Annotated in this window: 18 protein-coding genes; 8 read left to right on the forward strand and 10 right to left on the reverse strand. The window is 65.2% G+C overall.

Annotation, left to right across the window (positions count from 1 at the left end):
- Positions 1–37: 37 nt before the first annotated feature.
- The gene (locus tag JOE69_RS10085; RefSeq protein ID WP_309798338.1) at positions 38–2,809 is read right to left on the reverse strand and encodes a polysaccharide lyase 8 family protein; all 2,772 of its coding nucleotides are present in this window, start codon (positions 2,807–2,809) and stop codon (positions 38–40) included.
- 574 nt (positions 2,810–3,383) lie between these two features.
- Between JOE69_RS10085 and JOE69_RS10090 the strand changes: the two genes are divergently transcribed.
- Positions 3,384–3,980 carry a TetR/AcrR family transcriptional regulator gene (locus JOE69_RS10090; RefSeq protein WP_309798340.1) on the forward strand — a complete coding sequence of 199 codons (597 nt, stop codon included), beginning with the start codon at positions 3,384–3,386 and terminating at the stop codon, positions 3,978–3,980.
- A gap of 65 nt (positions 3,981–4,045) precedes the next feature.
- A complete protein-coding gene (locus tag JOE69_RS10095) occupies positions 4,046–4,333 on the forward strand; it encodes a hypothetical protein (RefSeq protein ID WP_309798342.1) in 288 nt (95 codons plus the stop codon).
- Here the strand turns inward: JOE69_RS10095 and JOE69_RS10100 are convergent.
- Positions 4,311–5,003, reverse strand: coding sequence for an ABC transporter ATP-binding protein (locus tag JOE69_RS10100; RefSeq protein ID WP_309798344.1), 693 nt, complete (start codon positions 5,001–5,003; stop codon positions 4,311–4,313). The genes JOE69_RS10095 and JOE69_RS10100 overlap by 23 nt on opposite strands.
- A 10-nt stretch (positions 5,004–5,013) precedes the next feature.
- Positions 5,014–6,138, reverse strand: a complete 1,125-nt coding sequence (locus tag JOE69_RS10105) for an ABC transporter permease (protein ID WP_309798346.1) — start codon at positions 6,136–6,138, stop codon at positions 5,014–5,016.
- Between the two features lie 171 nt (positions 6,139–6,309).
- Here JOE69_RS10105 and JOE69_RS10110 point away from each other — a divergent pair, with 171 nt between their 5' ends.
- Positions 6,310–7,626, forward strand: a complete 1,317-nt coding sequence (locus tag JOE69_RS10110; protein ID WP_374709746.1) for a sensor histidine kinase — start codon at positions 6,310–6,312, stop codon at positions 7,624–7,626.
- Positions 7,623–8,270 (forward strand): response regulator transcription factor, encoded by a 648-nt coding sequence (locus JOE69_RS10115; protein ID WP_309798348.1) that lies wholly within the window; start codon positions 7,623–7,625, stop codon positions 8,268–8,270. The genes JOE69_RS10110 and JOE69_RS10115 overlap by 4 nt, the downstream gene beginning before the upstream one ends.
- Before the next feature lie 53 nt (positions 8,271–8,323).
- Here the strand turns inward: JOE69_RS10115 and JOE69_RS10120 are convergent, their stop codons facing one another.
- Positions 8,324–8,761 carry a MarR family winged helix-turn-helix transcriptional regulator gene (locus tag JOE69_RS10120; RefSeq protein ID WP_309798350.1) on the reverse strand — a complete coding sequence of 146 codons (438 nt, stop codon included), beginning with the start codon at positions 8,759–8,761 and terminating at the stop codon, positions 8,324–8,326.
- 71 nt (positions 8,762–8,832) lie between these two features.
- Between JOE69_RS10120 and JOE69_RS10125 the strand changes: the two genes are divergently transcribed.
- Positions 8,833–9,780: an NAD-dependent epimerase/dehydratase family protein gene (locus tag JOE69_RS10125; RefSeq protein WP_309798352.1), complete on the forward strand. Its 948-nt coding sequence runs from the start codon at positions 8,833–8,835 to the stop codon at positions 9,778–9,780.
- Positions 9,781–9,821: 41 nt separating this feature from the next.
- On the opposite strand, the gene JOE69_RS10130 is transcribed toward JOE69_RS10125, so the two are convergent.
- Positions 9,822–11,294, reverse strand: a complete 1,473-nt coding sequence (locus JOE69_RS10130) for a ferredoxin reductase family protein (RefSeq protein ID WP_309798354.1) — start codon at positions 11,292–11,294, stop codon at positions 9,822–9,824.
- A gap of 120 nt (positions 11,295–11,414) precedes the next feature.
- Here JOE69_RS10130 and JOE69_RS10135 point away from each other — a divergent pair, with 120 nt between their 5' ends.
- Positions 11,415–12,386, forward strand: coding sequence for a hypothetical protein (locus JOE69_RS10135; protein ID WP_309798356.1), 972 nt, complete (start codon positions 11,415–11,417; stop codon positions 12,384–12,386).
- Here the strand turns inward: JOE69_RS10135 and JOE69_RS10140 are convergent.
- Positions 12,359–12,715: a winged helix-turn-helix transcriptional regulator gene (locus tag JOE69_RS10140; protein WP_309798358.1), complete on the reverse strand. Its 357-nt coding sequence runs from the start codon at positions 12,713–12,715 to the stop codon at positions 12,359–12,361. The two genes, JOE69_RS10135 and JOE69_RS10140, sit on opposite strands and share 28 nt — an antisense overlap.
- Positions 12,716–12,798: 83 nt before the next feature.
- On the opposite strand from JOE69_RS10140, the gene JOE69_RS10145 reads away from it, so the two are divergent.
- Positions 12,799–13,593: an NAD(P)H-dependent oxidoreductase gene (locus JOE69_RS10145; RefSeq protein ID WP_309798360.1), complete on the forward strand. Its 795-nt coding sequence runs from the start codon at positions 12,799–12,801 to the stop codon at positions 13,591–13,593.
- A 452-nt stretch (positions 13,594–14,045) separates the two neighbouring features.
- On the opposite strand, the gene JOE69_RS10150 is transcribed toward JOE69_RS10145, so the two are convergent.
- From JOE69_RS10150 to JOE69_RS10165, 4 genes are all read right to left on the reverse strand, one after another.
- Positions 14,046–15,287 (reverse strand): RNA polymerase sigma factor, encoded by a 1,242-nt coding sequence (locus tag JOE69_RS10150; RefSeq protein ID WP_309798362.1) that lies wholly within the window; start codon positions 15,285–15,287, stop codon positions 14,046–14,048.
- Positions 15,284–15,676 (reverse strand): YciI family protein, encoded by a 393-nt coding sequence (locus tag JOE69_RS10155; protein WP_296362471.1) that lies wholly within the window; start codon positions 15,674–15,676, stop codon positions 15,284–15,286. Before JOE69_RS10155 ends, JOE69_RS10150 begins: the two co-directional genes overlap by 4 nt.
- 111 nt (positions 15,677–15,787) lie before the next feature.
- On the reverse strand, positions 15,788–16,381 hold the full coding sequence (locus tag JOE69_RS10160; protein ID WP_309798366.1) for a DUF305 domain-containing protein: 594 nt from the start codon (positions 16,379–16,381) through the stop codon (positions 15,788–15,790).
- Between the two features lie 105 nt (positions 16,382–16,486).
- On the reverse strand, positions 16,487–16,948 hold the full coding sequence (locus JOE69_RS10165) for a hypothetical protein (protein ID WP_309798368.1): 462 nt from the start codon (positions 16,946–16,948) through the stop codon (positions 16,487–16,489).
- A 163-nt stretch (positions 16,949–17,111) separates the two neighbouring features.
- Between JOE69_RS10165 and JOE69_RS10170 the strand changes: the two genes are divergently transcribed.
- Positions 17,112–19,226, forward strand: coding sequence for a heavy metal translocating P-type ATPase (locus JOE69_RS10170; protein WP_309798370.1), 2,115 nt, complete (start codon positions 17,112–17,114; stop codon positions 19,224–19,226).
- The last annotated feature ends 117 nt before the right edge of the window (positions 19,227–19,343 follow it).

Raw genomic sequence — 19,343 nt, forward strand, 5'->3', positions numbered from 1 at the left:
CCCGAGCCTACGCTGCGCCGCGGTCCGGTGGAACCGTTCATTGCACGATGACCACGGCACCGCTCAGCGCGGCCGCACGGTTGCTCGCCAGCGGGTTCTTGTCACCGGTGCAACTGAGTACCAAGGTGTGCGGGACCGCGGGATCCAGGCCGCCGAAAGCGGCAATGACCTTGACGCCGTTGCGGACCAGGGCGAAAAGATCCACGGTGCCCCGGTCCTGGCCGTCCAGACTCAACCGGACGATGCCTTGGCTGGGTCCGGGAGCGGCCTGCAGGTACACCCGGCCGCCGAGGAATCGCAGCGTCGCGGTAGCTCCGGCCGTGGTGCTGTAACTGTCCAGGCTGCCGATCGTCCAGCCGCTCGAGTAGCTCCATTGGTTGACCGCCGGCCCGGTGTTGTTGTGCTTGACGGTGAGCCCCGGCGCGCCGAACCGGACCAACTGTTCGTGGCCTCGGGTGCCATTGGTCGGCACGGTGAAGCCGGTGCCGCCGGGAACCGTGCTGAAGCTGATCCGCTCCGGGTACTCCAATGCGGTGCCGCTGGTGCGATTGACCGACACCGCGATCGGTTGGTTGTGCCGGGACGGGTCGGCAACCGTGACCACCAGGTCGGTGCCGCCGAGCTGATCGGGCGCCTCTCCGACGACCACCGCGGCCGCCCGGTCGACGGTGACGCCGCCGGCGGCTCCGGCGGTGAAGAAATTCGCCAGGACCAGATTGGCTTCGACCACGGAAATCGCCTGCACCGAGGTGCTGTTCGCGAGCACCGAAAAGCCGCGCTCCCCGGAACGCGCTTGGGTCTGCGCTGCGCTGGCGCCGGGGAGCAGCGCATACCCGTAATCGGCGCCGGACGGGTTGCTGCCATGGTCGAAAAACAGGCTTTGGTAGTCGTCGCTGACCTGGTCGGTGGGTCCGTTGACATTGACCGTGCGCCAAGCACCGCTGCGGGATTCGCGCAGGGCGGTCACCGGTTGCGACTGCAGGAACAGGTAGCCGCCCACGGCGGGCAAATGCGCCCATGCCGGATCGGCGAACGTTTCCGCCGGTCCGACGGCGTCAGACCGTTGCACGCCGTCGACGGTCAGCGGCTGGGCTTTCCCGGCTTGCAGTTTCCGGGATTCGACGGTGGTGTGCACGGTCTGGCCTTTGCTGGCGGAAATTCCGCTGCCGAGCGCGATGACCGCATCGGCCAAACAGAACCAGGACTTCTTGGCGACCAGGTCGCCGTCATACGCTTTGTGGTCCATGCCGACGGTGCCGACGCGATCCAGCCAGCCGACGCCGCCGGCCCAGCTCTGGCTGGCACCCGGGATCCCGGTGCCGGAGACGGCGCCGTTCTCCCGGGGCTGCAGGCCGTTGGTCACCCCGGGCAGATGGAACGGGTCACTGGTCGCCCAATAGTCCCCGTCGAAGCTGAGCCGATCTCCGGCGGTGTGGATCTGCAGCATGCCGTCGCCTTGGTACCAGCCTGCGTTGTTTTCGCCATTGCCCCATTCGTAACGACCCATCCGGTTGGAGGAGATCGAAAATGCGGCGGTCCAGCTGCCTTGATGGTGGATCACCCGGTCCTGGTCCGGGGTCTGCACGTGGCGTTGCAGAGCCGCCCCGGCTTCGATCGCCGGATTGCCCAGGAGCGCTTGGATCTGCCGGGAACGGTTCAAGGTGTTGCCCAGCAACGGGCTCACTGCGGTGTTCCGGCTCAGCCAGCCTTTGACCATGCCGTTGATCCGCGCTGCATATTCCGGCGAAGTGGCGGCGAGCTGGACCAACGCCCCAGCCAGGGTGTGCCCGGCGGTCTGCCCCGGGTTTTCCTGCCGGGACACCGCGCGGCCGCGGACCGCGTCGACGAGTTGGCCGTCGAAGACGAACCAGCCGTAATTGCGCAACGCGGCATCGTAGATGATCCGGACTTTGTCGTCGGTCACCGCCCAGGCGGTTCCGGCGAGCAGGGTCAGGATGTCTGCCAGCCCGTCGATCGTGACCAGGCCGTAGGAGCCGACGTAGGCCAGTTTGCTGTGTTGCACGAAGGATCCGTCGGCGTAGAAACCGTCACCGGAAATGACATAACCGAAGACCGAGTTCCGCCCGTTGCCTTCGACGTCGCTGAGTGCGTCCCGCCCGGCAGCCACCCGGGCCGGGCTTTCCATGATCAGGCCGTGCCGGATCGCGATATGCGCTTTGTCCGTCCGGTTGGCGCCGGTCTCCTTGAGCGAGGGGCTGTTGGTTCTGACGTTGGGGTTCGCGACGAATTTGGCGATGAAGCCGTCGATGGAATTCTTCTGTTCCGGGCTGAGCTGAGGGAAAAGCACGATGCCGAGGTCGGCCAGCAAATTCGGCATGCCGATTTCCCAGAACCACCAGTTTCCGGTAGCCCGGCTGTTCGCCGAGTATTTGCTGGCCCAGAAGCTCAATGCCGAAAGCACATCGGTCAAGAGGCCGGGGTTCTGATACAGCGAGCTGCTGGGCGCGGACCAGGCGACCGCCATGCTCCGGAGCCGGATCAGGCTGTTGTTGGCCAGTTCCGGAGAGCTGAACGGCGAATAGTCGCTCCAGAGGTAGGTCCGGTTCGCTGAAATATCCAGACTTGACCAGAAGGATCGGGCTTGCGCATCCGAGGCATCGATCGCTGCGGAAATCTTCGGGTCCGAGCGGCTCAGCGTGCCGCCGTTGAGGATTTCGGTGCGCCGCTCTCGGGCGGTTTCGAAGTCGGTGGCGGCCCAGGCCGGCGTCGCCCCGGCCAGGCCGAGCAGGGCCGAAGCGGAAACCGCCCCGGCGGAGACTTGCAGAAAGCGGCGTCGGTTCAGGTCCATCGTGTTCCCCCATCACGTAGTTCCGGTGGCACCGGGGCGACTTTGCCTCGGTGTTCCGATTGCCCAGGTATAGCAGTACCGACCGCCCTGGGGATAGGCCAGGCAGGTACTCACAGCTTGCGGTGCATTCCGGCACGGAAAACCGGCAGCCGACCCCTGGAAATCCGGGGCCCCGCACCGCGAGGATGCAATGCCCGCGGTACCCCGAAGAAATGTGACGGAGCCAGGCAGTGAACCGTCCCCTCGGGCCAGGTTTTCCACAAGGGTTATCCACACTGGGCATAAGTTACACACATGTAATTCCACAGGTGTGGACAACCCAGGGCAGCGATCCGGAGTTGTGAAAGTTTTTTACCCACAGAGTTGTCAACACTGTGGATAACTTTCACCACAGGGTGTGCACGGTGGATCTCCGGCCGGCTGCGGTGTTCGATGCGCAGGCCCTGATGCGGCCTTCGTCAGGCCGGTTGGACGCTCCTGGCCGGCATTGCCCGGTCGGTGCCGTGCCGGTTGTGGCGGGCCGGGTATTTTCTTCGCTCGGTAGCAGCTCGGAGATCGATTAGGCTTCATGAATGTGCCCCAAAAAACTGTTCAAAACCGTGGGAAGCTCAAGCAGCAGCTGATCTTGGATTGCGCCTTGGAACTGCTCTACACCGAGGGTCCCGCCGGCATCACCCTCCGGGCGGTCGCCGCGAAGGCCGGGGTCCCGGCGTCCAGCGTCTCCTATTACTTCCCGACTTTGGTCGAATTGGTCCAGGGCGCCTTTGCGCACTATTTCGACCAGTTGATCCCGAGGATGACCGGGAACATCCAGCGGGAACTGGGCGGCAGCCGGGATTTGAAGATCTTGGCCAAGGCGCTCGCGACCGAGGTCAGCTCGCGGGACTCCCGGACCTTGTTGCCGTTGTACGAAACCTATTTGGCCGTTGCCCGGCATACCGAGCTCTACCCCGAGGCGGACAAAGCAATCGCGCAGATCCCGATCGTGGTCAAAGCCTTCCTGGATGATCTGGCGGTGCCGGAAAGTGCCACGCTCTCGGCTGCCATCGTCGGGCTGATCGAGGGATTCGGCCTGCGCAGGTCGAACGGACGGGTCGAGGCATTGTGGGGGCAGGAGTCGTTGCAGCGCAGTTTCGAAATGCTCTTCGAGAGTGTTTCGAAAAAAAGCTGATCGAGCGCTCAACTTTTGCTATGGTTGCCAGCAGATATCAACGCGCTGTCTGAAGGGGCAATCTGATGGAAGCTGCAACGCCGAATGCGACGCCGGAAAATTCGAGCCGGCTCGATGCCGCCAAGCGGCATCGGAAACAGGGGCTGAAGTGGTTGGTCACCGGGGTGCTGTTCTTTGCCGCGGCAGTGGTTTACTACTTCCTGGTGGCCGAGACCAACCGGGCCAATGCGATCGTGCTCTTGGCCGCCTACGCGATCGTCTACGTTGCTCCGGTGGTGGCGGGCATTGGATTGATCAGGATGGTCTTCGGCATGGTCAGGATCGCCAAGCTCAAGCCGCAGCCAGTGCGGTGAGCCTGCCGTCGCGCATTTCGGCCGTCGAGTCGGCCAGTGCAGCGAATTCGATGTCGTGGGTCACCATCACTGCGGCCACCTGGAACTCGTCGGTGACTTTCCGCAGCAAGCGCATGATGGCGGCGCCGCGTTCATGGTCCAGAGCGGCCGTGGGTTCGTCGACCAGCAAGACGTCCGGTGCGCCGATCAAAGCGCGGGCGATGTTCACCCGTTGACGCTGTCCACCCGAGAGTTGGTGCGGCCGCTTGCCGGCACAGTCCGCCAACCCTACGAGATCCAAGAGTCCGATCGCCCGCTGGCGGGCAGTCTTTGCGGACTCGCCGCGCAGCTGGGCGCTGATCAGAAGCTGTTCGACGGCGTTCAGCGAGGCGAGCAGGTTCGGCTGCTGGAACACGATGCCGAGCTTCTCGCGGCGCAGCGCGGCACGGGCCCGTTCGCTGAGTCGGGTGACGTCGACGCCGCCGATGCCGACGGAGCCCGAGTCGGGGCGGATCAGCGTGGAGGCCACGGCCAGGAGGCTCGATTTGCCGGAGCCGGAGGGTCCGACGATGGCAGCCAGTTGGCCTGGCCGTACGCTGAGATCCACCGAATCCAGGGCATTGATGGTTCCGGTCCCGTCCGGGTATTCGAGGTGGACTCCGTTGAGGGCAAGGCTTGGTGCGTTGGACATAGCTTTCCTTTCAATTCCCGCCGAGCGCGACCAGGGCGTTGATTTTGGTGACGCGGCGCACCGCCACTGCGGCGCCGGCCAGGCCGAGCACGATGATCCCGAGGACCGGGAGCAAGACGGTTGCCGGAGTGAGCAGAAAAGGCGCCGCTTGGGCGGCCAAAATACCGCCCGCGACGCCGACCGCACCGCCGATTCCGGCACCTGAGACCAACACGATCGCGGCTTGGCCGATGGCATCCCGCAGGACGAACCCATTGCCGGCCCCCAGGGCTTTGAGCACGGCGATGTCCCGGGTCCGTTGGATGGTCCATACGGTCAGGAAGGCCACGATCACCAGGGCGGAGATTCCGTAGAGGAAAGCCTGCATCAGCAGCAGCGAGCCGTTTTCACTTCGATACGAGGCCAGGGCTTGGAAGGAGCCGGTCAGCGAGCTGCTCACGGTGCGGGCTCCGGCGTCCGCTGCGGCTTGATCGACGGTGGCGCCGGGTTGGTAGCTGATCGCGGCCACTGTGGCCAACTGTCCGGGGTCGTTGAGATGGGCGAGTTCCCGCCAGGCCGGCAAGGCAAGCCAGAGCACGCTGGTATGCGAGTACCACTGATCGGGAACGACGCCGCCGACGTTCAGCTCGGTCCCGTTCAGGCTCAGCTGGTCGCCGGTCTGCACGGCGAGGGCCTTGGCCACCGAGCTGCCGATCAGCACGCTGCCCGGCGTGAGCCCGGCCGGGGCAAGTCCGCCGTCGGGATCGACGCCGAACAGGGTGACATTGCTGGTGCCCGGGCTCGTGCTGCTGACGGCCTGAACCCGGGCCTGGCTGATGCCCAACGCGCGGGCATCGCGAACTCCGGGGGTGTCCTGCCAACGTTGCAGTTGCCCTGGGCTGATGGCACTTTCGGTGAACGATGCTTTGGGTTCAGCGGAGCCCGGCGCGCCGAAGGCGATGGCGTCCACGGCCGGTGCGGTCGTGGAACCGCTTCGGTCCGCGCCCAATGCGCTGATCGCCGACGTCGACTGGTCGGCGAGCCCGGCGGTCAATCCGGAGAGCATCACGAGGAGCAGGGAGATGAGGGCGACGACGGCGCCCATCAGGGTGAATCTGCCTTTGGCAAAGCGGATGTCTCGGACCGCGAGGAACACGTTGGACTTCTTTCGGTGGCTGAATCGTCTTCTTTCCCACTCTCCCGCCGATCCGGGAATCCGGCATCGTGGGTGCGGTTGATCCCGGACGGCCGATGGGTTGGCCGGCAGGTCAACCATTTGATTGATCCGCCCGGCGACCGTGCTGCATAGACTGGTCCAGTGCCGGTCATGAAAGGTCTTCGCCCTCGGGGGCAGGCGGCGGACCCGCCGAGCGGGACAGCATCCGCATCCACGATGGCGATTCTGCGTGCGCTCCGGGTCGCCTTGCACGTGGGGTTCGCCGGTCTGTTGACTGTTGCGTTGCTGCGGTTGCTGTTCGCCGACAGCCGCCCATCGGCCAAGTTCCTCCTGGTCGGCCTGGCCGTTCTGCTGGCCGTGGTCTATTTGGCCGGAACCGTGTTGGAGAAGCGGTTTGCTTCCGGAGCGCTCGGTGCCGATCCGCGGCGTTACAGCTTGTTGTGGCTCGGCGCAGTGACCGTGCTCTGGGCGCTTCTGCTGGTCGGCAGCGCTGATTTTTCCTGGCTGGCTTTTCCCTTGTTCTTCCTTTACCTGCATTTGCTGCCGCGCTTGGTGGCGCTGCCCGCCATCGCGGTGTTGACGGCAGCCGTGATTGCCGCCCAATGGGCCGCCGGCGGGTTTCTCGTTCCGCAGCTGCCGGCGGTCTTGGGTCCGCTTTTCGGCGCGGGGTTCTCGGTGGTGACCGGTTTGGCCTATCAGGCCCTTTACCGGGAAGCGGAAGTGCAGCGCCGGGACGCCGAAGAGCTCCGGCGGACCCGTGCCGAGTTGGCTGCGGCGCAGCATCGAGCCGGAGTCCTGGCAGAGCGGGGACGGATCGCCCAGGAAATCCATGACACTCTGGCCCAGGGCCTTTCCAGCATCGTGCTGGTCGCCCGGGCTGCAGAAAAGTCATTGGCCGCGGGCGACCCGGACACCACTGCGTCGCGGCTGGCCTTGGTCCAGCAGACCGCCTCGGAGAACCTCGCCGAGGCGCGGAATTTCGTCCGGGGCCTCAGTTCGCCGACGTTGCAGGAAAGTTCGTTGGTGGACAGCCTGCGGCGGCTTTGCGAACGCACGGAAGCCGATGCGGTAGCGCGGGGTGCGGCTCTGCGCTGCATTTTCGAACTGCAAGGGGATCCGGTCGAGCTGCCGCAACCATACCGGGTTGCGCTGCTTCGCACCGCCCAGGCGAGTCTTGGCAATACCCGGGAGCATGCCCGGGCCGACCATGCCGTTGTCACCCTGGCGTTCCAGGGCAACGACGTCACCTTGGACATCTACGATGATGGCGTGGGGTTCGACCCCGCTGCGGTGCAACTCACGGAACGGCCGGATGGCCGGGGCTTCGGGTTGCAGGCGCTGCGCCATCGGATCGGCGAACTCAATGGATCGCTCGGGCTGGAATCGGCGCCCGGCGAAGGAACCGTGGTCGCGGTCCGCTTGAGCATTGACGTCAGGCTGGAAACCGGGGAGCGTGCGGCGCAATGAAGGAAATCGGAATTCTCCTGGTCGACGACCACCCTGTGGTGCGCGCCGGATTGCGGGCCATGCTGGCGGACTTCGAAGGCATGTCGGTGATCGCCGAGGCGGCGGATGGCGGGGCGGCGCTTCAGGAGTTGGCGCGGCTGGCGGCACTGGGCGAGTCCGTGGACGTGGTGTTGATGGACCTCCAAATGGGAGCCGGGCTGGATGGCGTCCGGGCAACTGAGCAGATCAAGCTGCTGCCGGATCCGCCGCCGGTACTCATCCTGACCACTTATGACTCCGATGCGGACATTTTGGCTGCGATCGAAGCGGGCGCGACCGGCTACATGCTCAAAGACGCCCCGTCGGAGCAAATCCGCCAAGCGGTGCTGGCCGCCGCCGCGGGCGAGACTGCACTCGCCCCGCGGGTTGCCGCGCGACTCATGGGCCGGATCAGCAACCCGGCGCCGAATCTCACGCCGCGGGAAGTCCAGTTGTTGGAGTTGTTGGCCACCGGGCTCTCCAACCGGGCCATGGCAAAACAGTTCTTCATCTCGGAGGCGACGGTCAAAACCCATTTGGTGCACATCTACGGAAAGCTCGGCGTGGATAACCGCACTGCGGCGATTTCGGTGGCGGTCCAGCGGCGAATCATCCGGAGCGGATAGCCCGGAGGTACGGCACATCGCGGCCCCGGGGATGCGGACGGTGGGCTGGAAGCCTATTCGCCGAGCAGGGTTCGCAGCGTCTGCCGGAGCTGCTCGCCGACCGCGGCATCGACCGGCGCGAGGAATTCCCGCTCCGCAGCTTGATAAGCCTGATCGGCACGCCGGAAGAGCTTCCGGCCGGAATCGGTCAGTTCGACGACGTTCCGGCGCCGGTCCTGCGGGTCCGGCCGCCGGGTCACGATCTGCTGCGCTTCGAGTGCATCGAACAAGGCGACCATGGTGGTGCGGTCGACGCCCAAGGTCTGGGCCACCTGTTGCTGCGACATCGGTTTCTGCCAGACCAGGATCCGCAGGACGCCATAGGCCTTGCTGTCGATGCCCAGGGGCTGCAATGCGGCATCGGTGATTTCGACGAGCCGCCAGTTCGCATGCTTGAGCAGGTACCCGAGGATATCGTGCGGGCTGCCGCCGGCGGGATTTTCACTTGACATGATTCCATCTTATCAGTGATGATGATCATCAGTAATCCTGATGATCAGATTAAGAAACGAAAGGGCTAGAGATGATTCTCGTTACCGGAGGCGCCGGATTCATCGGCTCGCACACCGTCCGCGCACTGCACGAGGCGGGTGAGGAATGCGTCCTGATCCAGCGGCGCAGCCCCGAGGTGCCCAGGCAATTGGCCGATCTTCCGGTCCACGTCGTGCAAGGCGACGTCACGGACAGCTCCGCTTTGCTCCGGGTAGGCCAGCAATACCCGATCACCGGAATCGTGCATCTCGCGATTGCCCTGCCCTGGCCGGTCACCGAGGAGGATCCGGTCGATGCCGCCGGTCGCGCGCTCGAAGGCTTTCTCAACATCGTCCGTGCGGCGCGGGCCTGGGGAGTGCGCCGGATCGTCACGGCGAGCACCATCGGGGTCTACAGCGGGGTGGCGGAGTCCGGCGCGCTGCGGGAAGACACCCCGCTGCCCATGGAGTACCTGCACGTCATCCCGACCTTCAAGAAGATCGCCGAACTGCTCGGCAGCCACCTCAGCACCGTGGCCGACGTCGAAATCGTGAATGCGCGGATATCGGGCACCTGGGGGCCGGGCGGGCATCTGCCCGATCCATTTTTCGCCGCGCCCTCGCTCGCTTATGCTGCGGCGCACCGCACCGTGCCGGAACTGTCCGGTCTGGTGGCAACGCCGTACCTCGAGGACGCACTCGACCTCTGCTATGTGAAAGACACTGGTCGGGCGCTCGCGCTGCTGCAATTGGCGGAGCGCCTGCAATACCCGACTTACAACGTCGGCTCCGGGCATGCGACCAGCAATGCCGAGGTGATCGCAGCGCTCGCGGCCGCCGAGCCCGGTTTCACCGCCGAGCTGCCCTCGAGGCCCGGCCGGCCGGTGAGCTGGTTGGATACCGCCCGGCTCCGCGAAGACACCGGCTTCGAGCCTCGATTCCAGGTCGCGGCCGCTGCGGCGGACTACATCGCCTGGTTCCGTGCGGAAAGCCAGCGGTAGTTCCTCGCGGTCGGACGGCGTTGCCGGTTCGCGAATCGAAATCAGTTCGGGCCGCGGCCGGACCGCAGCCAAATCCGGGCTTCGGACAACAATCTGGCGAGCGGCATCCGGTTGAGCTGGGGGCCGATGACCCGGCTCAGATCCGGAGCGATTCCGCCGCGAAGATCGAAAATCTCGCTTTCCACGTGTTTTGCGCCTTGACGGCGGGCCAGCCGCCTCAGCCAGCGGGTCATTTTCACCGGCCCGCACAGCACCACGTGGGCGCCTCGCAGGCCCGACGGGCCGAGTTCCTGCAGCAAGGACTGTTCGGTGAGCGGTCTGCCTGCGTCGGAATCGAAGTAGTGGAGTTCGATCCTGCCTTGGGCTGCAGCGGCCTCGACCTCGGAGCGGGCATGCGCGGAGTCTTCGTTGCGGACTGCGTGGATCAGGATTGGCGGCTCTTGCCCGGAGGTCCCGGGCAGTTGCTGGAGTGCAGCGAGGAATGGCGTGATGCCGACCCCGCCGGCGATCCAGACGGTGCGGCGCGGAGATCCGGCCGGGAAGATCCGGAGCTGTCCGTAAGGCCCCTCGACGAAGGCGCGATCCCCGACCGCGACCGCATCCTCCAACTGATCAGTCCAATCGCCCAGCCGGCGCACCATGAACCGCAGCCCAGGCCGTTGCGGGTCGGTCGCAATCGAAAACGGATGCGGTTCGCTGAGCCCGGGGACTTGGAGTTTTAGAAAGGCGAACTGGCCCGGTTTCCAGCTCAGCGGCCGGCCCTGCGGGGTGAGTAGGATCTCCACCGCGCCCGGGTGCGGAATCAACTCGGCGATCCGGTACGGCGAACCACGCCAGATGGCGTCCCGGCCGACGACCCGGATCAGGTAGCCCAGGATGCCGGCGGCAATCACTAGGCCGAACCACAACCCCCATGCGGAGAAGTTCCCGAAGGGTTTTTCCGCGGTAACCATATGGTAGGCGGCGAAGCCGAAGGGAATGATCAAGAGCTTGTGGGTCAAGCGCCAGAGCCGCCACGGAAGCCAACGCAGGACGCTCACCAGTACCAAGAGGTAAAGCGTCGGTTCGGCGATCCCGGCCAGAGTCGTGCCGAATTCGGCGGCCGCCGGGTTTGCTCCGGGCACTCCGGTGACTTGGTTCGACGATTGGATATGCCACCACATCAACACCACGGCGACTACCCCGAGCCAGCGATGCGCCACGTAAACGCGGTCGAGCCCGCCGAAGAGCCATTCGCTCCACCGGGTGCGGATCGCCAAAACGAAGGTCCAGGACATCGCCAGGATCGACTCGGTGCCCACCAACAGCCCCAGTGCGTCATCGCCTGGTTGGTCGAGCATGCCCAGGAACGGCAGCGCGCTCAGGGCGAAAGTGGCGATGATCAGCAGCGGTCCCAGAAGATTGCGCCCCCCTGGAAACGGTGCGAATCCTGGAATCCAGTCCGACTTCCGACCCAACAGGGTCTTGGTTGCCCCGGAAAGCGCCGACTGGGCCGGCCGCTGGTCATTGTCCATGCTGCATTGCCCTGACTCGGTGAATCACGATGGTCCCCAGACTCCTTGATTCCATTCGGCGGGTGCCGTGTTCACCAGCTTATCGGCCGGCGGCAAGCCGAACCCGCTTATTCTGGAATCATGACCCAAGCCGCTGCATCGCCGACGGACCCCGCCCAGGAACCCAATCCCCAGTGGTCCCGGGTGCAACTCAATCTGGCCGCTTTGGCTATGGGCGTGGCGGCCGGCATCATCGGTCTGCTCCCGTGGTTGCTCAGTGGCCGGCGGTTGTCGCTGCAGAACTTCTGGATGCTCGAAGCAGCCCCGGAAACCATGCCGTTCTCGGCGCTGCCATTGAGTCAGTATTCGCTGTTCTCCCTGTTGGTGCTCCTGGTCACCGGTGGCGTCATCGGCGGTCTTGCGGCGCGTTACTTCCCGGCCGGCAACCGGCGGAGCATGATCTGGTGCACGGTGGGCGGACTGCTGCTGGTGCATTCACTGGCTGCGCTGCAGAGCTTCGTAGTGCTCGGTTCCGGGCTGGGCATCGGGTCTCAAGTGCGTCAGCTGGCGCAGGTCTATTTCTTCGGGCTGTTGTGCGGCGTGCTGCTTTTGATCATTGCCACCGCGCTGTTGCTCGGCCTCATTGCTGCGCGCAGCCGGGCTGCGGCTGCGGTCGGATTCGGCTTGGCCGCCGTGCCGGCGTCGTCGTGGTTCATCTCCTGGTTCAGCTATTTGCTGCCCCAAGGCCAGCTGCCCAACTGGATTTCGGTATTGGACCGCTGGTTGCCGGCGGTGATCGTCGGCATAGTTTTGTTCTGGTGCGGCCTTCGGCCAGCCGGCCGGTTGCTCGTGTGGGTGGTGAATCTGCTGCTGCTCTGGAGTGTCCCGGCGGCGGTGACGGCGCAGCAGTATGCCTTCGGTTCGCGGGTTCTCGCCGGAAACCTGGCCGACACGGCAGATGCCTTCGGCCAGGTTTTCCGCCAGGCTCTGGGTCCGGCCGGGGACGGTGGCTTCCGGCTCGTGGTGGCGCTCGCGATCGCCGTGCTCGGCACCGCGGTGCGCGAAGTCGTCATGCGGCGGAGCGCTCAGGCGGACGCTGCTTCTTCGGCTTGAGCTTCGGCGATCCAGCGGGTGCTCCAGGCATCCAGTGCTTTGATGGTCGGTGCCAGCTCTTCGCCCCAATGGGTCAGGCTGTATTCGACCTTGGGTGGCACCTGGGCGAAAACTTCGCGACGGATCAGACCGTCCGTTTCCAGCTCACGCAGCTGCCGGGCCAGGGAGCGTTCGTTCACGTCACCGACCGAACGGCGGAGTTCGCCGAAGCGCATGGTGCCGTTTTCCAACAAGCAGCTGAGCGCAGTGAGTTTCCAGGCACCGCCGATCATGCAGATGGCGACTTCCACCGGACAGACCTCGATTGCTTTGGCGATAGAATCTCTCATGGCTCAATACTGACATATTTGACGGTATGTGTAAGTAAGATCGGTACTTATATTAAATCGCGCTACGCGATATTTTCATAGGTATGACAACAAGGAAGCAAAAAGCGCTCTGGGTGTACGCGAACCCGTCCAACCCCTCCTTCAACCAGCAGATCTTCGAGGCCGGGGTCGTAGCCCTGGGCGATGGCTACGACGTCGAGACGTCCGACCTGTATGCCATGGACTTCGACGCGCGCCTGTCCAGCCGGGACCTGGGCACGGTAGGCGAGCAGGCCGAACCGGGCAGCTCGTTCGTGGAATTGACCGGGGATGCTTTTGCGGCTGGCCAGTTGCCCGAAGAGGTGCAGCGGGAGCAGGCCAAGCTGGCCGAGGCAGATCTGCTGGTGCTGCAGTTCCCGCTGTGGTGGTATGGCGCCCCGGCAATGGTCAAGGGCTGGTTCGACCGGGTGCTGACCAACGGCTTCGCCTTCGGCGATGACATCGATGGCGACGCCGGAGTTCCGCGCCGTTACGGCGATGGAAAATTCGTCGGACGCAGAGCACTGATCGTGGTGACCGCCGGTGAGGACGCGGCTTCGATCGGCCCGCGTGGCATCAGCGGCGACATCGACTCGTTGCTCTTCCCGATCACGCACGGCACTTTCTGGTACCTGGGCATGTCCTCCTTGCCATTGCACGTGATCACCGACGCGGACGGACTCGGTGCCGAGGACGTGGAACATGAGATCAACCGGTTGGTGGAGCGGCTCAAGGACATCGATTCGGAATCCCCGGTCCCGTTCCGGAAGCTGAACGAGGGCCAGTACCGCCCCGGCCGCGCACTCAATCCGGAAATCCTGCCCGGGCGCACCGATCTCGGCATCCACTTGCACGCCTGATCGGCGTGGCCTTGCTGCGGCAGCAAGCAAAGACGAAACTCGGAATTGATGGACCAAGATGGACCAAGATGAACCGGGAACAACCAAGCAGAACGAAACACGTAACTGGAAACGAATATTTGGTGCTCGGTGCGAGCGGAAAGACCGGCAGCCGCGCGCTGCTCTTGTCGTCGCGCAATCTGGAAGGCAATTTCCTGTTCGAGGCCTCGATGGAAGTCGCTGAAGCCGCGTTGCAGCAAAGCAGCCTGGAGTGGACGATCGTCCGGGCGAACTTCTTCATGCAGAACTTCGGCGAAGAATTCCTGCTCCCGACGATTGAAGCAGACCGGCTGGCGGTGCCGACCGGGGGCACGCCGGAGGCGATCACTTATGCCGATGCCGTGGCGCAGATCGCCGAAGCCTCGGGACGGTCTCTACTCGGAAGTGACCGAAACCGTGCGTCAGGTGACCGGTCACGGTGCCTGCTGGGCCTTGAGCGCGCTCAGTTTCCGGTTCAAATAGCGCTGTTCCGCCTGGCTCCGGGTGATCTGGGCGGCCAGCGCGAAATGTTCGACGGCGGCCGGCCGGTTGCCGGCCGCGTCGAACAAGTGCGCCAAGACCGCATGGGTCCGGTGGTGTTTGCGCAGCACCGGGTCCGCCAGCAGCTTTTCGACGATCGCGATGCCGGCGTCGGGGCCCAACACCATCGCGGTGGCGACCGCGCGGTTCAGCGTGACCGCTGGACTGGGCGCGATTGAATCCAGCATTCCGTAGAGCAGATTGATCTGGAGCCAGTCGGTCTCCTGCCAGGAGGCAGCCTCTGCGTGGACTGCGGCAATCGAAGCCTGCAATTGGTAACGGCCCACATGTCCGCGGGGCAGCACGGCCTCGAGCAGCGCCACGCCTTCGGCGATCAGCTTCCGATCCCATTGCGAACGGTCCTGGTGTTCCAACGGAACCAGGTTGCCGGCGGAATCTATGCGGGCCGCCGAACGCGCGTGCGTCAGCAGCAGCAACGCCAGCAGCCCGGCCGCCTCGTCGTGGTCGGGCAGCGCCGCGCGCAGCATCCGGACCAGGCGGATCGCCTCCTGCGCCAATTCGGGGCTGTGCAGCTCCACTCCGGAACTGCGGATGTACCCCTCATTGAAAATCAAATGGCAGACGTCCAGGACTGCGGCCACGCCGTGCGGCAGCTGCTCCGGTGCCGGAAAGCTGAACTTCGCCCCGGCCTCGCGCAATGCCGTGCGGGCCCGGGAAAGCCGTTGCGCCATGGTCGACGCCGGCACCAAATAGGCGGCCGCGATCTGCTCGGTGTCCAGGCCGGCCACGCAGCGCAGGCTCAAGGCGACTTGCGAAGCCCGGCTCAACGCCGGGTGGCAGCACAGCAGCAGCAATTGCAGCGAATCGTCACGGTCCGGGACCGGTTCGGATTCCACGGCGGAATCGAGGCGTTGTGCACCGGCGTCGAGCATTTCCCGTCGTCGCCGGCTGGCATCGCTGCGGAACTGATCGGTCAACCGCCGTCCGGCGACTCGGATCAACCAGGCCCTGGGATTGTCCGGCCGGCCTTCGTCCGGCCACTGCTGGGCCGCGGCAAGCAGCGCCTCCTGGGCCGCATCCTCGCAATCGGCGAGGTTGCCGTGCTTCCGCAGCAACGCGCCGAGGACGTGCGGCGACTCGCGCCGCCACACGTCCTCCAGCGCGTCAGGAGTCACGAGTCGTCGCCACCGGGCCACATCGCGGGCCGCAGCTCCACGGTGTCGCCGGGTCCGCTGAACTGGGCTGCGATTTCTTCAGCCCTTTGCTGCGATGCGACATCGATCATGAAGAAGCCCGCGAAGTGCTCTTTGGCCTCGGAGTAAGGGCCGTCGGTGACCACCGGCTGCCCGGCGGACCATCGGTACAGTTTCGCGCTCGCCGGATCGGCCAGAGCCTCGCCGGTGACGAGTTCGCCCTGTGCTTGCAGCTCGCCGAGCAACTTCTCGAAGTCCGCGTTCATCTGTTCGCGTTGGGCTTGCGGCAGGGCCTGGAATTCGGCGACGAAGTCCGAGGTCGGGTGCCCCCAGGGCTGTGGGTTGGAATGGATCAGGATCACGTATTTCATGGTGTGGATTTCCTTGTCTCGTGGAAACATTTGCCGGCTGATAACGATGCTACGTCGGAGCCGGTGTGCAGGACTCGACATCGCGGCCGGGATTTTTTCCCGGAGATCTGTTCAGAGTCCGGCAAGGAGCAACCGCATTTCGTCGATTTCGCCCTGCTGGGCGCCGATGATGTCCTTGGCCAATTGCACGGCTTCGGGGTTCGAGCCGGTGCGCAGCTCGGTTTTGGCGGATTCGACCGCGCCTTGGTGGTGCGCGATCATCTGGCTGAGGAAGAGCTTGGCAGCTTCGACTCCGTTCGCGCCGGCCAGCTCGGCGAGTTGGCTTTCGTCCAGCATCCCCGGCATGGACATCGATCCGGACATGGTTTCAGGCTCGCCCCAGGTGCCGAGCATGGTTTTCATCTTCTCGATTTCCGGGTCCTGGGCGGCCTTGATCCGCTGGGCCAGTCCGGTGACCCGCGAATCGATGCCGGGCGCGGCGAGCACGGTGTCGCTCATCGACACCGCCTGCCGATGGTGCACGATCATCATTTGGGCGAACATCGTATCGGCGGCATTGTGGTTCGAGGACGCCGTCGCGGATCCGGTCGGCATGGCGCCATGATCCATTCCGCTCATCGAAGATCCGGTCGGATTTCCGGCACAGCCGGCAAGCAGCAGGATCAGTGCCGAGGCGGCAAGGGCATGGCTGGTGGTCTTTTTCATGGTTCAACTTTCAGTAAGCGAAGCGGAAGGAATCGGCCGACCCCGGAAACGGGCGGGCCGCAACAAGGTCTCCGGACGGCGTGCTGCCGGCGGAGTCCGCTGACGCTATCTGCGATCGATGGAAAGTTGCTCGAGCGATGGTGGCTGTGGATCGACGTCGGCCGGGAACGCCAGTGCCTCCGGGACCGGCATCGAGGGTGCGGACGGTTGCAGCCGGGACTCCGCGTGGATCGCCGCGCTGAAGGCGTCGCTTTGCAAGGGCACGCACGGGGTGGCCATCCCGGTTCCCGGTTCCGTCGGGTTGCCGCAGGGCATTGCCGGCGCCGGGTCGGCACTGCGGTTGCCGGAGTCCGGCTCGCCGGTAGCCCGCGGTGAATGTATTCCAGAAGCGGAATATTCCGCCGATGCCATGTTTCCCGACATGGAGGTCTGTGGCATGCCCATCGGTGCACTGCCCTTCGCGACTGCGTGCATGCCGACGAATCCGAGCAGCAATACCGCGACCGCGAGCACCAGGAACACCGGGTGGAACCCGGTTCTGGTGCTGATTCGCTTCCTGCTGGTCATCGGATCGCTGCCGTCCATCGGTTGTCTGCCAGTCGCCGTGGGAGTTCGCCGCCGAGTTCGGATCCAGGCGGTCCCCAGGCTGAGCATACCCCGGTTTTCCCGGACTTCGTGGAAGTTCGGGCACGATTGACATATACCCCCCCGGGGGTATATGTTCACTGGCATGAAAGACATGGTGCAAACGCACGGGCATGCCGGCCATCCAGTTGCCGCAACGCAGACGGACCACCCCGAGGCCGCTCAGGCAATGGACCACGGGCACGGTGGTCACGGTGATCATGTGGCCAGATTCCGGCGGCTGTTCTGGATCATGTTGCTGATCGCTGCCCCCGTGGTGCTGCTGAGTCCGATGTTCGCGATGATTGCCGGCTATTCGTTGCCCGACCTGCCGGGCCTGCCCTGGGTTTCGCCGGTGCTGGGCAGCGTGGTGTACTTCTGGGGCGGCGCGCCGTTTCTGACCGGCGCGGTCAGTGAAATCAGGAGCCGCAAGCCCGGGATGATGCTTTTGATCGGATTGGCCATCACGGTGGCCTTCCTCGCTTCTTGGGGATCGAGTCTGGGTCTGCTGGACCATGAATTGAACTTCTGGTGGGAGCTCGCGCTGCTGGTAGTGATCATGCTCCTGGGGCATTGGATCGAGATGCGTTCGCTGGCCCAGACCTCCTCGGCTCTGGACTCGCTGGCCGCCCTGCTGCCGGACGAGGCCGAACGTCTGGTGGACGGGCAGATCGTCAAGGTGGCACCGGCCGGGTTGGCGCTCGGGGACGTGGTCATCGTGCGGCCGGGCGGATCGATTCCCGCCGACGGGCGGATCCTGGAGGGCTCGGCGAGCATTGACGAATCCATGGTCACCGGCGAGTCGCTGGCGGTGCGACGGGGCGTCGGTGCTGTGGTGGTGGCCGGCACCGTCGCGGTGGACTCCGGTCTGCGTCTGGAGATCACCGCGGTCGGCGAGGATACCGCCTTGGCCGGGATCCAGCGTTTGGTGGCCGATGCGCAGAACTCCTCCTCCCGGGCGCAGCGGTTGGCGGATACCGCGGCCGCTTGGCTTTTCTGGTTCGCGCTCGGCGCAGCAGCGGTCACCGCGGTGGTCTGGACGCTGCTCGGGGTACCCGACATCGCCGTCGTCCGCACGATCACGGTGTTGGTGATCGCCTGCCCGCACGCGCTCGGCCTGGCGATACCGTTGGTGGTCTCGATCGCGACTGAGCGCGCGGCGCGCGGCGGCGTCCTGGTGAAGGACCGGATGGCGCTGGAGAGCATGCGCACCGTGGATACCGTGCTGTTCGACAAAACCGGTACCTTGACCAAGGGCGAACCGGCGGTGCTCGGCATCGCGCCCGCCGCGGGATACACCGAAGACCAGGTCCTGGCTTTAGCTGCGGCTGCGGAGCTGCCCAGTGAACACCCTTTGGCCCGGGCGGTCGTGACCGCGGCGGAGGCCCGTGGGCTCCGGATTCCGGAGGCCGTCGATTTTTCCTCGGTGCCGGCGGTCGGTGTCACGGTCACCGTCGGGGCCCGGTCGGTCAGCGTGGGCGGGCCGGCGTTGCTGGAAGCGCAACAACGGGCCGAGCTGCCGATCAGCCGGCCGTGGAGCGCCGAGGGTGCCATCATCCTGCACCTGCTGGTCGACGGAGAAGTCGCCGGGGCGTTGAAATTGGCCGATGAGATCCGCGCCGAATCCCGCCAGGCCGTGGCCGCACTGCGGCGGCTGGGCGTGCAGGTCGTGATGATCACCGGCGATGCTGAAGCGGTGGCGCAATCGGTGGCCGGGGAACTGGGCATCGACCGGGTCTTCGCCAGGGTCCGTCCGGAGGACAAGTCCGCCAAGGTGGCGCAGTTGCAGCAGGAAGGCCGGAAGGTGGCCATGGTCGGCGACGGGGTCAATGATGCTCCGGCCTTGGCCCGGGCCGACGTCGGCATCGCGATCGGCGCCGGTACCGATGTGGCGATCGCTTCCGCCGGGGTGATCTTGGCCAGCGACGATCCGCGTTCGGTGCTTTCGGTGATCGAGCTTTCCAAAGCCAGCTACCGGAAGATGAAGCAGAACCTCTGGTGGGCCGCCGGCTACAACCTCCTGTCGGTGCCGTTGGCCGCCGGAATACTGGCACCACTCGGGTTCGTCTTGCCGATGTCGGTGGGTGCGATCTTGATGTCGCTGTCCACGGTAGTGGTCGCCGCGAATGCCCAGCTGCTGCGCCGCTTGGACTTGTCACCGGAAGCCAGCACCGCCGCGGTGCTGCGCAAGGCCGGGCTGCCGTCGGGTACTTCCCGTTGACTCCGGGCGCCGGTCGACCCGGCTGAACCTGGGTGCTGCCTGGGAATTCGTCCCGCGTGGAACAAACTCCGGCCGGCCGGAGTTTCCGATGGATGCAAACGCATTTATTGGCAGACG

Source organism: Arthrobacter russicus (assembly GCF_031454135.1).
Classification (GTDB): domain Bacteria; phylum Actinomycetota; class Actinomycetes; order Actinomycetales; family Micrococcaceae; genus Renibacterium; species Renibacterium russicum.